The sequence below is a fragment of the Bradyrhizobium sp. 31Argb genome (genome assembly GCF_043638955.1).
GTDB lineage: Bacteria > Pseudomonadota > Alphaproteobacteria > Rhizobiales > Xanthobacteraceae > Bradyrhizobium.
This window is the reverse complement of sequence record NZ_JBEGDB010000095.1, coordinates 1-14,047: the sequence shown is the minus strand read 5'-3', so window position 1 is coordinate 14,047 and position 14,047 is coordinate 1. Positions and strand designations below refer to the sequence as shown.

At 60.5% G+C, this 14,047-nt stretch carries 13 protein-coding genes and 1 pseudogene; 1 reads left to right on the top strand and 13 read right to left on the bottom strand.

Annotation, left to right across the window (positions count from 1 at the left end):
• Positions 1-76 precede the first annotated feature (76 nt).
• From AAFX91_RS19525 to AAFX91_RS19465, 13 genes are all read right to left on the bottom strand, one after another.
• Positions 77-955, bottom strand: a complete 879-nt coding sequence (locus AAFX91_RS19525; RefSeq protein ID WP_394567497.1) for a 2-hydroxy-3-oxopropionate reductase — start codon at positions 953-955, stop codon at positions 77-79.
• Positions 956-974: 19 nt separating this feature from the next.
• Positions 975-1,760 carry a hydroxypyruvate isomerase gene (gene hyi / locus AAFX91_RS19520; RefSeq protein WP_282526326.1) on the bottom strand — a complete coding sequence of 262 codons (786 nt, stop codon included), beginning with the start codon at positions 1,758-1,760 and terminating at the stop codon, positions 975-977.
• Between the two features lie 11 nt (positions 1,761-1,771).
• Positions 1,772-3,574, bottom strand: coding sequence for a glyoxylate carboligase (gcl, locus tag AAFX91_RS19515; protein WP_394567496.1), 1,803 nt, complete (start codon positions 3,572-3,574; stop codon positions 1,772-1,774).
• 1,396 nt (positions 3,575-4,970) lie between these two features.
• Positions 4,971-5,249: a ketopantoate reductase C-terminal domain-containing protein gene (locus tag AAFX91_RS19510; RefSeq protein WP_394567495.1), complete on the bottom strand. Its 279-nt coding sequence runs from the start codon at positions 5,247-5,249 to the stop codon at positions 4,971-4,973.
• Between the two features lie 150 nt (positions 5,250-5,399).
• Positions 5,400-6,752: an amidase gene (locus tag AAFX91_RS19505; RefSeq protein WP_394567494.1), complete on the bottom strand. Its 1,353-nt coding sequence runs from the start codon at positions 6,750-6,752 to the stop codon at positions 5,400-5,402.
• Positions 6,753-6,807: 55 nt separating this feature from the next.
• Complete coding sequence (locus AAFX91_RS19500; protein WP_282526322.1) at positions 6,808-7,791, bottom strand: ABC transporter substrate-binding protein; 984 nt, start codon at positions 7,789-7,791, stop codon at positions 6,808-6,810.
• Between the two features lie 24 nt (positions 7,792-7,815).
• Positions 7,816-8,670 carry an ABC transporter permease gene (locus AAFX91_RS19495; protein WP_130579496.1) on the bottom strand — a complete coding sequence of 285 codons (855 nt, stop codon included), beginning with the start codon at positions 8,668-8,670 and terminating at the stop codon, positions 7,816-7,818.
• Entirely contained in the window at positions 8,667-9,449 is a 783-nt protein-coding gene (locus AAFX91_RS19490) for an ABC transporter ATP-binding protein (RefSeq protein ID WP_130579495.1), read from the bottom strand. Before AAFX91_RS19490 ends, AAFX91_RS19495 begins: the two co-directional genes overlap by 4 nt.
• Positions 9,450-9,742: 293 nt before the next feature.
• Positions 9,743-10,204 (bottom strand): MarR family winged helix-turn-helix transcriptional regulator, encoded by a 462-nt coding sequence (locus AAFX91_RS19485; protein ID WP_130579494.1) that lies wholly within the window; start codon positions 10,202-10,204, stop codon positions 9,743-9,745.
• Between the two features lie 48 nt (positions 10,205-10,252).
• Complete coding sequence (locus AAFX91_RS19480; protein WP_394567493.1) at positions 10,253-11,134, bottom strand: NmrA family NAD(P)-binding protein; 882 nt, start codon at positions 11,132-11,134, stop codon at positions 10,253-10,255.
• A 194-nt stretch (positions 11,135-11,328) separates the two neighbouring features.
• Positions 11,329-11,727: a ketopantoate reductase C-terminal domain-containing protein gene (locus tag AAFX91_RS19475; protein WP_394567492.1), complete on the bottom strand. Its 399-nt coding sequence runs from the start codon at positions 11,725-11,727 to the stop codon at positions 11,329-11,331.
• 85 nt (positions 11,728-11,812) lie between these two features.
• Positions 11,813-12,520 (bottom strand): SDR family NAD(P)-dependent oxidoreductase, encoded by a 708-nt coding sequence (locus AAFX91_RS19470; RefSeq protein ID WP_394567491.1) that lies wholly within the window; start codon positions 12,518-12,520, stop codon positions 11,813-11,815.
• Positions 12,521-12,691: 171 nt separating this feature from the next.
• On the bottom strand, positions 12,692-13,384 hold the full coding sequence (locus AAFX91_RS19465) for a TetR/AcrR family transcriptional regulator (RefSeq protein WP_394567490.1): 693 nt from the start codon (positions 13,382-13,384) through the stop codon (positions 12,692-12,694).
• A gap of 206 nt (positions 13,385-13,590) precedes the next feature.
• Between AAFX91_RS19465 and AAFX91_RS19460 the strand changes: the two are divergent.
• Positions 13,591-14,047: pseudogene (locus AAFX91_RS19460) on the top strand (transposase); the annotation flags it as partial.

Here is a 14,047-nt window from a genome sequence, read left to right as displayed (position 1 = left end):
GAAGGATGGGCCGCGGGCGGCAACGGGGCCTCATGGTTCGAGACGCCGCTTGCGCGGCTCCTCACCATGAGGGGAGCTAGATCTCGTGATCTCCCATCAGCTCGAGCGCCTGCACCATCGCCGAATGGTCCCACGCCTTGCCGCCATGAGCCGTGCAGGAACTGAACAGTTGCTGCGCAATCGCCGTGCTCGGCAGCGAAAGTCCGAGCGCGCGGGCGCCCTCGAGCGCGAGGTTGAGATCCTTCTGATGCAATTCGATACGGAAGCCCGGTTCGAAATTGCGCTTCACCATGCGTTCGCCATGCACTTCCAGAATCCGCGACGACGCGAAGCCGCCCATCAGCGCTTGCCGCACCAGCGCGGGGTCGGCACCGGCTTTCGAAGCAAATAGCAAGGCTTCACCGACCGCCTCGATCGTCAGCGCAACGATGATCTGGTTGGCGACCTTGGTGGTCTGTCCGTCACCGTTGCCGCCAACACGCGTGATGTTCTTGCCCATCTTCTCGAACACTGGCTTCATCGTGTTGAACGCACGCTCTGGCCCGCCCACCATGATGGTCAGGCTCGCCGCCTTGGCGCCGACCTCGCCACCGGACACCGGCGCATCGAGATAGTCTGCGCCAAGCGCCTCGATCTTCTTCGCGAATTCCTTCGTCGCAAGCGGCGAGATCGAGCTCATGTCGACGACGATTTTGCCTTTCGACAGTCCTTCGGCGACGCCGCCGGGGCCGAACAACACCGCCTCCACATGCGGCGTGTCCGGCACCATGACGATGACGGCTTCCGCTTCCTGCGCGACCTCCCTGCCCGATTTGCAGACGACACCGCCGCCCGAGACCAGCTCCGGCGGGATCGGCCCGACGTCATGCAGAAACAGGCGATGACCAGCCGCTTGAAGGTGACCCGCCATCGGGCGTCCCATGGTGCCGAGGCCGATGAATCCAATCTTTGCCATTGCGATATTCCCCTGCAAATCAAGTGACGAGCGTGAGCGCCGCGTGCCAACCGAGACCGTCAACGGTCGTCGTCCGCGGCTTGTATTCGCATCCGACCCAGCCGCGATAACCAATCGCGTCGAGATGACGGAACAGGAAGGGGTAGTTGATCTCACCGGTGCCCGGCTCGTTGCGGCCGGGATTGTCGGCGAGCTGAATATGCTCGATGCGCGCCAGGTATTTTTGCACGGTGCGGGCGATGTCACCCTCCATCACCTGCATGTGGTAGATGTCATATTGGATGAAGAGATTGCTCGAGCCCACGTCGGCGATGAGCTGCGCCGCCTGCTCGGTATGGTTCAGGAAGAAGCCGGGGATATCGAGCGTGTTGATCGGCTCGACCAGGAGCTTGACTTGCTCCTTGGCGAGCGCGTTGGCGGCAAAGCGCAGATTGTTGACCAGCACCTCGTTCAATTCGAGCGGATCTGCGTCGCGCGGTGCGATACCGACCAGGCAATTCAACTGCCGACAGTCGAGCGCCTTGGCGTAATCAATGGCGCGAAAGACACCGTCCCGGAATTCATCGACCCGATCGGAAAAGATCGCAATGCCGCGCTCGCCTCCCGCCCAATCGCCGGCGGGGAGATTGTGCAGGACCTGGATCAAGCCGTGACTATCAAGCTGCTCACGCAGCTCGGCTCTATCGAAGTCATAGGGGAACAGATATTCGACGCCATTGAAGCCGGCGGCCTTGGCGGCGGCGAAGCGCTCCAGGAACGGCAATTCCCCGAACAGCATCGTGAGATTGGCAGCAAATTTCGGCACAATCCAACTCCTTACTCGGCGGGCAGCAATTTGCCGGGCTGGCGCGCATCAACGCGCGGCGGCACCTCGTCCAGCGGCAAGTCGAGCAGTTCCTCGAACTCCACGACGTTGTCGATCTCGGTACCCATCGCGATATTGGTCACGCGCTCGAGGATGAACTCGACCACGACCGGTACCCGATACTTCGCCATCCATTCGCGCGCGGTCGCGAATGCCGCCTGCGCATCGTTCGGGTCGGTGACGCGGATCGCCCTGCAGCCGAGGCCTTCGGCGACCGCGACGTGGTCGACGCCGTAAGAGCCGATCTCGGGCGCGTTGATGTTCTCGAACGACAATTGCACCTGGTAGTCCATGTCGAAACCGCGCTGCGCCTGGCGGATCAGGCCGAGATAGGAATTGTTCACGACGATATGGATGTACGGCAATTTGAACTGCGCCCCGACTGCGAGCTCCTCAATCAGGAACTGGAAATCATAGTCGCCCGAGAGCGCGACGATTTCGCGATCCGGATCGGCGGCGCGCACGCCGAGCGCGGCGGGGAGCGTCCAACCCAGGGGTCCCGCCTGCCCGGCATTGATCCAATTGCGCGGATGATAGACGCGCAGGAATTGCGCGCCGGCGATCTGCGACAGTCCGATCACGGTGACGTAGCAAGTGTCGCGGCCGAAAGCGCGGTTCATCTCCTGATAGACGCGCTGCGGCTTGATCGGCATGTCGTCGAAATGGCTCCTGCGCAGCATCGTGCGCTTGCGATCCTGGCATGAGACCGGCCACGCCTGTCGCTCGCGGAGCTTTCCGGATTTCCGCCATTCCTTCGCGACACTGACGAACAGTTCAAGCGCCGCCTTGGCGTCGGACACGATGCCGAGGTCCGGATTGAACACGCGGCCGATCTGCGTCGGCTCGATGTCGACATGCACGAAAGTGCGGCCCTTGGTGTAGGTCTCGATCGAGCCGGTGTGCCGGTTGGCCCAGCGGTTGCCGATGCCGAGCACGAAATCCGATTGCAGCATGGTGGCATTGCCGTAGCGGTGGCTGGTCTGCAGCCCGACCATCCCGGCCATCAGCACGTGGTCGTCGGGGATCGCGCCCCAGCCCATCAGCGTCGGTACCACGGGCACGTTGACGGTTTCGGCGAAACTTACCAGCAGCTCTGACGCATCGGCGTTGATGACGCCACCACCGGCCACGATCAGCGGCCGCTCGGCCATATTCAGCATTTCGAGCGCGCGCTCGATCTGCGCCCGCGTCGCGGTTGGTTTGTAGACCGGCAGCGGCGCATAGGTCTCGTCATCGAATTCGATCTCGGCGAGCTGCACGTCGAGCGGCAGGTCGATCAGCACGGGACCCGGACGCCCCGAGCGCATCAGGTGGAACGCCTGGCTGAACACGCGCGGCACGAGGCCAGGCTCGCGCACCGTGACCGCCCATTTCGTCACCGGCTTTGCGATCGACTCGATATCGATGGCCTGGAAATCCTCCTTGTAGAGCCGCGCCCGCGGCGCCTGCCCGGTGATGCAGAGGATCGGAATGGAATCGGCGATCGCCGAATAGAGCCCGGTGATCATATCGGTACCCGCCGGACCCGACGTGCCGATGCAGACACCGATGTTGCCGCACTTGGCGCGGGTGTACCCCTCCGCCATGTGGGAGGCGCCCTCGACATGACGCGCGAGGATATGCCGGATCGAGCCACGCTTCTTCAGCGCCGAATAGAGCGGATTGATCGCCGCGCCGGGAACACCGAACGCGCAATCTACCCCTTCCTTCTCCAGAATACGCACCGCCGCATCGACCGCCCGCATCTTCGCCATGTCGCGCCTCGCTGATGTTGCATCGGCCTGATGATCACGGGAGCGACCGACGATCTCAACGACGCTGATTTTGTTTCCCACGATACGGAATGAACGGTGAAAAACCGCGCCGGGTCAGACGGTTGGATCGCCGACGGAATGAAAGCATACGACAGCCGCGCGTAGACAGATCGTTTCATTCGGAGCAATGACGGCCGAGAGTTCCTGATTCAAATGTCAAACAGCCTTCCGCTGTCATCGTCCGCCACCGAGTCGGCGCAAAAGCGCCGCCCGATGACAGGCTCCGGCGGACGATCTAGTATTCCAGAGGCGGCGGTGCTTGAACCGCTGGGCCGCCGGGTACTGGATGCCCCGCCTGCGCGGGGCATGACGGTGGAGTGAGGGATGGATACGAGTCCGCATTCTCGCGGCATGTGGTGCCCGAGGTTTGCGTTCGTTTCACCCTCTCATTGAGCAGAGGGCGCAGGGAAAGCCGGGTGCCGATTGCACCCATGGGTCCCGTGCAAAGAAAGCACGGGGTAGGACCACAGGTTCAACCGGATTCGCTCCGGCTTTCCCTGCACAATGGTTTTACGGCTCGGGCTTGCGAACACGTGGGTCATCGCCGCGTACCAATGAACTCCTGCCGCGTGCAGTGGCAGGAGTGTAACTGGCCGTACCGTAGTGCTACCTGACGCCTCAGCGCCAGGTTGCCGGTTCGCAGGGAGGATTACTCCACGCACCTCCGGCAAACTGGCCAACGTCTGGAGCCCGGATGCAGTGAACGACGCGGGAGGGATGGATGACAGCACCGTTTCTGTCGCGCCACGCCGCCCTGGTGCCTGAGCCCCGGGTTGCCGGTTCGCAGGGAGGATTATTCCACGGACCTCCGGCAAACTGGCCAGTGTCTGGAGCCCGGATGCAGTGAACGACGCGGGAGGGATGGATGACTGCGCCGTTTTTGTCGTACCACGCCGCCATGGCCGGACTAGCGAACATGGCCACAGCGATCAGTGCTGCCGAAAAGAGCTTACTCATTGCGTCCTCCTTTGATTTGCCTCGGGCCTCGGACGAATAAGTGTCTGGAAATTTATGGCACCGACCTGGCCCGAGCGATGCTGCGCCAACAACCTGAGTGAACCTAAACGTTAGCGCTGCTCCCCAGCGGCGGACTATGCATTTTCGGCAATTGGACGGATCGACGTCGCATTTTTCGTTGCAGGTGCCATCTCGCGACCGTCTCCAATGGCCCGTCGGGCCCGGGGGTGTCCGTATTGACCGCTACAGGAACGCCGCGATGTCGGCTTCTGGGCCCGTAGCTGTCCGATTTAAGCGGACGGAGTTTGTCTGCTCCGCCCGGTCGTTCAGACGTCAACCGGCTCTGCTATTGCGAGCGCATCAAGGCGGACAAACCGACTCAGTTCAACCGCAGTTCCGTGATGTGCCGCGGATCCGGGCTCAGCTCATTACGCTCCACGCGCTTGACGAGATCCGTCAGCACAGCATTGGCCGTGCGCGGCAGACCGATCTTTTCGCCCTCGCGCACCACGAAACCATTGAGGAATTCGATCTCGGTGCCGGCCCTTCTGTACGTCTTGGCCCATCGTGGGATGCGGCTCTGAAGAGGTGCGCTTGCCGTCCTTGAAGCGCTGCTCGTCGCACACGCGCAGCGCCGTCGCGTCGCGCTCCCCGGCATGCGCGATCGTCTCGGGCGATGCGACTGATAGTCTGCAATGGCTGGAGCCTGTTCAGTGATGCGTCTATCCGTGACCATCAGAACCAAGGCGCGACATAATCGGTCGCGATCAGCGCAGGCGGGAAGATATCGCGCTTTCCCCCACGGCATCTATTCGCTCTGCTGGCGCCCGGTCTTGATAGCGAGCGAGGTTTCGCACCATTTGGCGATCCGCAGCAGCTTCAGGTCTTCGCCGAATGGCGCGACAAGCTGGATTCCGATGGGCAGGCCGCGCGGCCCGATGCCGGCAGGCAATGCGATCGCCGGAACCCCGAGAGTTGTCCAGGGCACGCACAGGCCAGGGTCGCCGGTATCAGACAATCCTTCCGGCGCTTCACCCGTTGCTGCGGTCGTAAGAACACCGTCGAAGCCTGCGAGCGCGCGGGTGAAATCGGCGCGGAGCGCAAGCTGCCTCGCGCGGGCGGAAATATACTCGGTCGCGGAAATCGACGCGCCGCGTTCGACGAGGGCCTTAAGTCGGGCGCTGGTCTTGTCCGGGAAACGTGTGACGAGAGCACCGAAATTCGCCGCCCCTTCCGCGCCGCAGAGCGTAGCGGAAAGCGCCGGCAGTTGCTCGAACTCCGCAGGCAACGTAAACGGCTCGACGATCGCTCCGGCATCTCTGAAGAGAGCGGCGACTTGCGCGAGCAGCGCGCTTTGGCTTTCGTCCAAGGCCGGCGTTGCCGCCGGACGAAGCCACGCGATCCGCGGTGCGGGAAAAGGATCAACGCCTTCAGGATAAATCTGAAGCGGCGCCTGCCGAGAAGCACCGGGGCCGCCCGCCAGCAGCGCCAGCAGATACGCGGCGTCATCCACGCTGCGGGCGAACAGGCCGAGATGGTCCAGGGATTGCGAGAGCGGATGGACGCCCTTCAGACTGATGGTGCCGAAGCTGGGTTTTAATCCCACCACACCACAATAGGCGGCAGGTCGCAGGATCGAACCCAGAGTCTGCGTGCCCAGCGCCGCTTGCACCGATCCGCTTGCAACGGCCGCTGCAGAGCCGGAGGAAGAACCGCCGGGCGTGTGCCTTGGATTCCAAGGGTTGCGGGTGGGGCCGGGTTCGCGCCATGCGAATTCGGTGGTGACCGTCTTGCCGAGAACCGTCGCCGAGAGATCTTTCAGGCGGCTGACGACCCAGGCATCCTCATTCGGCTGGTGATCTGCATACACCGGCGAACCGTAGGTGGTCGGCATATCGGCCGTGTCTATGAGATCTTTCACACCGACCGCGACACCTGCGAGTGGCCCATTTCCCGCTGAAGCGATGGGCGGTTCGGACGGCAAATAAGCGAAGGCGCGAAGATCAGGTTCGACAGCCGCGGCGCGCGCGTGACTGGCCGCAATCAGGTTCTGCGCTTGTGCCGAGGCCGCAGCGATCATGCTGATGATTTCGAGGAGGCCAGAATGGTCTTGCGCGAAGTTCATGTTCGGAAGGGCCATAACCAAGGTGAGGAAGGTCAAAAGGCAAACGGCTCCGGGGTCAGCCCGAAGCCGTTGCGACGAAGATCGGCGAAGGTCAGTTCGTGGATATCGCCTTTTCGATATAGGTTCTCGGAACGAAGGTCTTGTAGTCAGGCTGGGCGGCGAGATTGCCGAGCGCGATCTGCGTCTCGAGCGCAAGCTTCAGCGCGTCGGGCGTGATATCGACACTGGTGGGGTAAACGTTGTCGGCAAGCATGCGCTTTACCGCCGCTTCCACCACGGCAGGCTCAAGATTCGGGAATTCCTTCTGCGCGATTGCCACCGTGCGCGCCTCGTTCTTGTGCATGAAACGCACCGCCATTTCGAGGCCATTGGTCAGCCGCTGGGCAAGGTCCGGATCGACATCGTTGCGCGCGGTGATGGTAGAGAAGGCATAGGCGCCGTACAGTTTCGGGAAGCCGACCACCACCTTCATGCCCTTGGCCACCACCTGGTCGAGGCCAGGCTCGTACATGACCGCCACCTTGGCCTGGCCGGCGACGAAGGGACCGGGCTCGGTGCCGAGCGGAACCTGAATCATCTCGACGTCCTTGCTGGCATCCATGCCGTTTTCCTTCAACAGCTTGATGAACAGTGAGGTGCTGGTGGTCGGCATCAGCCCAGTTACGATCTTCTGGCCTTTGAGATCTTTCACACTGTCGAACTTGAAGTCGGGCGTGGCGGCGATCCATACGGCGGCGCCATTCACGACGTTGGCGATCGTGTTCACCGGTGCGCCCTTGGACGCAGCGATGGCCGTCCATTCGGGTCCATGAAGCGAGAATTGCGCGCTCTTGGAGATCACGGCCGAGAGAGCAACGCTTCCGGAGCCGGCGCTTTCCTTGTTGAGATCAAGCCCCTGCTTTTCGAAAAAGCCCTCGTTCATGCCGACATAGAGTGGCAAGTATAGCAGGGATTGAAACGCCTGAGAGATGGTCGCCTTCTTCATCTCGGCGGAAGCCGGCCCTGCTGCGGTTATGCCGAGAGCAAGAGCGAGGGCAACGGAAAGAGTGCTCAGTTTCGGAAGTCGCCGTCTCATTTTTGGAAGTCTCCTGAAAGAGGATCAAACGTTGATCTGCGTGCCGCCCTGCTGTTGCTTCCACGGAAGCAGCCAGTTCTCGATGACCTCGACCAAGTGGTAGAAAAGAAAGCCAACGAGCATCAGCGTGAACAGGCCGGCCCACACCGTATTGAGATCGTAAAGACTCGAGGCCACGTAGATGACGTGGCCTAGACCATGCTGGGAGGAGATGAATTCCCCCACGACCGCGCCCACCAGGGCGAATCCGATATTGATGCGGAAGGTGGCGATGATCGCGGGCAAGGTCGAGGGCGCGATCACCCGCTTGAAGATCTGCTGCTTGGATGCGCCCATGGAGAAAAGCAGCGCCTGGAGATCTTTGTCCGCGTCCTTTGCCGCCTGGTAGGCGGTGATGAGAGCGACGATGGAGGTGAGCGAGATCGCGAGCGCGACCTTCGATAGCAAGCCGGTGCCGAACCACAGGATGATGATTGGCGCCAGCGCGATTTTCGGCACCGAATTGATGGCCGCGATGAACGGTTCCACCAGCCGCGCCACGAACACCGAATACCACAGCGCAAGGCCGATGACCGAACCGATCACGGTACCGAAGGTAAATCCCAGGATCGCCTCGAATATTGTGTAGCCGGTATCAGCAAAAAGGGAGCCGTTCGCGATGGAACCGATGAGGTTGCGCAGAACACCGCTCGGCTGACCAACAAGGAAGCCCGACAACCATCCGCATCGCACCGCCGCTTCCCAAAGCAGGAAGAAACCGACAACAGCGAGTATCTGAAGAGCGCTTCGCCCGATAAGGGAATCGAACACATTGCGGCGCTTTTTCTCGCGTGGGCGAGCGGGCGCCGCGGTTTTTACAACTTGAGCCGTTTCCGTCATGCACTCTTCCTGGTCTGGATATCGAGCTCCGCACAGAGCGTGTGGAAATAACCGGAGAAGCGTGGATCGCTTCGCGCTGCGATCGGAGAATGTTCGTTCAGCGCGATGTCGTGAACGGCCTTGACTCGCGCCGGACGTTGACTGAGCACGACCACACGTTTGGAAAGCGCCACTGCCTCATCGATGTCGTGGGTCACGAGGATCACGGTCTTGTGAAAGGTTTCCACCGCCTCCATCAGGATGCCCTCGAGATACAGCCGCGTCTGATAATCGAGCGCCGAGAACGGCTCATCGAGGAGCAGGATGTCGGGATCGAGCACGAGAGTGCGGATCAAGGCCACGCGCTGACGCATACCGCCGGACAGCATCTTGGGATATGAGTTCTCAAAGCCGGAAAGACCGAACGTGCTGAGATATTCCCTCGCGGTATCCAGAGCCCGTTTTGGATCGATGCCCTTGGTCTCAAGGCCGAGCAGAACGTTGTCCAGCACCGTGCGCCAAGGGAAAAGCAGATCCTTTTGCATCATATAGCCCACGCGACCGCGTAAGCTTTCCACTTCCTGGCCGCGATAGAGCATGACGCCATCATCGGGATCCACAAGGCCGGCGATAATATTGAACACCGTCGTCTTGCCACAGCCACTCGGGCCAATGATGCTGACGAAATCACGCTCATGGATATCGAAGGTTAAGCCGTCGAGAACCTGCGTCGCAGCTTCCTTTCCGGGAAAGCTCTTACGGATGCCGTTCAAACGAAGTTGCACTTTGGGCGATGACATGGTGTCTCCTGTCCACCATGCACTTCAAGCAACCACCGTGCCAAACTCGACGGCATAAGTGCGTAAGAAATTGCGCTGTTGAGCGTGCGTTCCGGCCGGATGGGCTTCTTGCTGCCTTTGATTCGAGCACGTGCTGCCTTTTTGCAGCCAGCCCGATTCACGGGGACGAAGTTTGTCCGCTCCGCCCCCGGTAACATCAATTTGTTCTGCTATTGCGAGGGCGTGAAGGCGAACCTTGGAGCGAGCGTCTTGCCCCAGCCGGCGACGCCGGCATGTCTGAAGCGGTGGGAAATTCAGTCTTCGGATGAACTTGTCGCCAGGCTGCCGACGACCATCTTTCTCAATCCGCGGCGCAGCTCTGTTACATTTTTCGCACCGTTCACTTGCTCGAATTGCCGCTGGGCTTCGCGCCAGAGAGGGGACGCTTCAGCGTGAAGACGACGTCCTTTTTCGGTGAGTTCGATGAGTCGGCTTCGACCGTCGGTGGGTGACGGCCGGATTTTGATCAGGCCATCGCGCTCCAAAAAGCCGGCCATTTTCCCCATCGCCGTCCGTTCGATGTCGAGGCGTTCGGCAAGGGCATTGATCGCTGCACTCCCCACCTGACTGAGGACCGCCAGGGTTAGAAATTGCGTGATGCGCAGGCCAGTCGGCTCAAGATGAGCATCGTAAAAGCGGGTGATCTGCCGGCTCGCCTTCCTCATGGCGTTGCAGTTGCACTCGTCGACCCTGAGCGGTTGGTTGGCCAGCAGCATCTTTCCCCCTCGCGATCTCCGTTGATGGTCCGAATCTTCAGCGCCTTGTCAAACGAAGACATGGCGGTATTTTTCGATGAAAGCCGGCACCGAAAGCGCGGGCGTCCCGGTGATCTTTTCGACGTTGTCGTTCGTGCCCGCGAAGATGCCATCCCGATAGTTCTGCGCGACTTCGACGAGGTGCTGCACCAGGAACGGGGGAAACTTGAGCACTTGCTCCATGTTCTGCTTGAACTCCTCGATCGATGTCGGCGCATACTCGATGTTGGCGCCAAGGACCTTGCTCATGGCGGCGGCGATCTCAGCATGGTTCATCTCGACCGGGCCATGAAGTGTGTAGGTCTTGCCCTCGTGGCCTTTTGGATTGGCCAGGATGTGGGCGATGACTCGCCCCTGGTCGTCGCTGGCGATGGGCGCGTGACGGCCGTTCCCGAATGGGAATTCGATCTTCTTCCTGGCCCAGATATCCTTGCCGAGATGCGGGTAGACAAGCCAGTCGGCGAAGAAGGTGGGACGGAGATGGGTCGTCGCGACACCTGACCAATCGAAGATCCGCTCGGCCACCCAGTGGTCCTGCGCAGCATGGCTTCTCGCCTCTCGGCGCGCGGAGATCTGCGACATGTTGACGATTGCAGTAACGCCCGCCTCCTTCGCGGCCTGCGCGAAATAGGCTGAAGCGCCGACGATTCCCGGCGCTATCGGATGAAGGAAATAGGCCGATCGGACGCCTTCCATGGCCGCACGGATGCGGTCGATGTCGGTGAAATCACCGACCGCGATATCGACACCGCGAGCCCGCAGAGCAGCGGCGCGTTCACCGTTCGAGCGCACATAGGCCCGCACGCGCCTGCCCATCTTGAGCAGTTCGTCGATGGCAGCACCGCCGGTGCGTCCGGTAGCACCGCTCACAAGAACCTCAGCCTCACTCATGACAAGCATCCTTCCGTTGAGAGCATATGCTCGTAAAAATAGAGGTATATGCTCTTATCGCAAGCCCCTCCGGACTAATTTGCTGCCGCCGTCTAATTCACCCTATTTTTCAGCTAGATAAGTCCTCGAATTCGGATGCGACCGGCGGGAATGTCAACGCCAGTGCCGGCCTGCTCCGCTCTTGCGAGCGCACCTCAGTTCAACCGCAGCTCCGTGATGTGCCGTGGATCCGGGCTCAGCTCGTTCCGCTCCACGCGTTTGACGAGGTCGGTTAGCACGGCATTGGCGGCGCAGGACAGGCCGATCTTCGCGCCCTCGCGCACCACGAAACCGTTGAGGAACTCGATCTCGGTGCGGCGGCCCTTCTGCACATCCTGGCCCATCGAGGGACGCTGCTCTGAAGAGGTGCGATTGCCGTCCTTGAAGCGCCGCTCGTCGCAGACCCGCATCGCCGTCTCGTCGCCTTCTCCGGCGCGCGCGATCGTCTCAGGCGGCCGATGCTGTGCGCTTGCCTCGACGCCGCTTTTGTGAAGGGTTTCGGATGCTGGCCGCTTGAAGACGGCGCCGCGCGTTCGGCGGCCGAAACCCTTCACAATAGCAGCCCTCAGCTCCGCTTAGATTTGCGATAACGACCTGCATCTGAACAACTTTGCCTACGAATGCGACATTTTATCTACCTCACGTCATATATCGCCCGGCGTCAATATGGATCGTCTGCCCGGTAAGATACTCGGTTTCCATGATCATTCTAACCGCAGGCCAGATTTCGTCGGGACGTCCAAAACGGCCGAGCGGGAGGCTCTTGTCCGACTGATGCGCAGCACGATTGATCATGTCGGTGGCAATGAGCGACGGAGCGATGGCATTTGCCGTAATTCTATGTTCGCGAAGATACGTCGCGTAGTAGTGCATCAACCCCTCCATTCCGGCCTTGGATGCTGCGTAGGCTGCCGAGATGATTCCCCCCGTCCTCGCGGCCCCTGAAGACATGAAAATCAGCCGGCCACCATTTTTCATCATGCGAGGTATGGCCGCCTGCGAGACCATAAATGCAGAGAGTAGATTGAGCTTCAACACTTGGTCGAATGCATCGGACGTCAGGCTTTCAAGGGGAATCTTCTCGCCAACCCCGGCGTTGTTGATGACACAGTCGAGCCTTCCATATTGATCGACGGCCGCTGAAATAAGTCCGCGAGCATCCGCCTCAACGCTTACATCACCTTGCACTGCTATAGCCTGCCCCCCTGCGTTGACGATCGACGCGACGACCTCCTCCGCGACGTCATGAGACCTGGCGAAGTTAATTACCACAGGGTGGCCCTCTCGAGCGCAATCAACGGCAACCTGCCTGCCAATCCCCCGAGATGCACCGGTGATGAGCGTCACTTGTCTGTCCACGTTTCCATACCTTTGATTTGGGATCAGTTCGTCTAAGGCGCGCTTTGCGAAGAACCGCCAACGGGGCGAAGTGTCGATCACGTTTGAGTAGGGACCGCAGCCTTGCACCTCGGTCTCGAGTTGCGCCGTCCAGCGACCACGCGAGGATAGCCAGTCCGATCAATCGCCGATCTGCAGGATGCTGCGAAAGACGATGGTAATTTCTGAAGCGATTTGAGAATCGTCGGATGGAGCGAACCTGCCAACCGAGGCCGGACGAAAGATCAGCCGCTGCTGCAAGAGTGCGACGACCGAGCGGACAGCCAAGTCGACCCGCTCTTCGGACATTATCCGACGTTTCGGCAGTTTCTGACGCAGGATGGCTGATACGCGGGTCGAAACCAACGCAATCAGTGCTCCAGCCCCTTCGTAGATTTCTTGATCGTCGAGAAAGAGCGTTGATCGCAACATGTGCTGCCTGCGAGAATAGTGCCTGGTGAGGTTTCGCAGGATCAGCCGTATCGAGTCGTCGAGCGACAAATCCTTGTGAGCATCTGTACTCAAGCTCTCTTCGATTTGCGTAACTTGCTGGTTCCGAAAAGATTCGTGCAGAGCCACGAGGATACTGCGCTTGTCCTTGAATCTCGCATAGATCGAGGCTGGCACGCACCCGGCCCGCGCTGCGATTTCCGGGATGGTAATGTCGTCGAACGATCGGCCGTCCAAGAGGACGTTCAGCGCCTGTACGATGTCGGCCAATCTCTGTTCGCTGCGCGCCTGCTTTGGGGCGTTGACGCGCGCGAGCTTCGAAATTGCCGCCAGACCCTGAGGCTGTTCAGCTCCGATTGGTGATGCGTTTCTTGGTTTGGCCACTCAGCGTCCCGTCCGGTTCGATCCAGTTTGATGAAGCAATATACCGCAGGCAGTTCGGCCTTGACCAATCTAGAATTAGAATCTAAATCTATTTTTCTCCGCAAGGGCCTTCGCTTGCTGAGTGTTCGCCGTCGAGACCTTTGAGACAAATTGAAGGATTTTGCGGAGGGAGGATTTCTGGTTCATCGTAGCCACCAGGAGCGAAGATGAAACAGAAATCCGGACCGGGCAAAGCGCCGGCAGAACAAGTGCTAAAGGACATTCGGCGTCAGACGCGCCGGCATTACTCGGCAGAAGAGAAGATCCGCATCGTGCTGGAAGGACTTCGGGGCGAGGAGAACATCTCCGAACTTTGCCGCCGAGAAGGCATCGCCGCCTCGATGTATTATGGCTGGTCCAAGGAGTTCCTCGAAGCTGGTAAGCGCCGTCTGGCGGGGGATACGGCACGTGCGGCAACCTCCGGCGAGGTAAAGGATCTGCGTCGTGAGACGGCCGCGTTGAAGGAAGTTGTGGCCGACCTCACCCTTGAGAACCGGCTGCTCAAAAAAAGCATGAACGGGGATGGGGAGGACGAGGCATGAGATACCCTGCGTCCGAGAAGGCCGAGATCATCCAGTTGGTCGAGCAGTCGCATCTGCCGGCCAAGCGCACGCTGGACAAGCT

Bases quoted from the DNA above. Each gene is read 5' to 3' on its own strand.
- AAFX91_RS19525 (WP_394567497.1), bottom strand. From the start codon at position 955: ATGGCAAAGATTGGATTCATCGGCCTCGGCACCATGGGACGCCCGATG.
- gcl (WP_394567496.1), bottom strand. From the start codon at position 3,574: ATGGCGAAGATGCGGGCGGTCGATGCGGCGGTGCGTATTCTGGAGAAG.
- AAFX91_RS19510 (WP_394567495.1), bottom strand. From the start codon at position 5,249: ATGCCGGGGAGCGCGACGCGACGGCGCTGCGCGTGTGCGACGAGCAGC.
- AAFX91_RS19500 (WP_282526322.1), bottom strand. From the start codon at position 7,791: ATGAGACGGCGACTTCCGAAACTGAGCACTCTTTCCGTTGCCCTCGCT.
- AAFX91_RS19495 (WP_130579496.1), bottom strand. From the start codon at position 8,670: ATGACGGAAACGGCTCAAGTTGTAAAAACCGCGGCGCCCGCTCGCCCA.
- AAFX91_RS19490 (WP_130579495.1), bottom strand. From the start codon at position 9,449: ATGTCATCGCCCAAAGTGCAACTTCGTTTGAACGGCATCCGTAAGAGC.
- AAFX91_RS19485 (WP_130579494.1), bottom strand. From the start codon at position 10,204: ATGCTGCTGGCCAACCAACCGCTCAGGGTCGACGAGTGCAACTGCAAC.
- AAFX91_RS19480 (WP_394567493.1), bottom strand. From the start codon at position 11,134: ATGAGTGAGGCTGAGGTTCTTGTGAGCGGTGCTACCGGACGCACCGGC.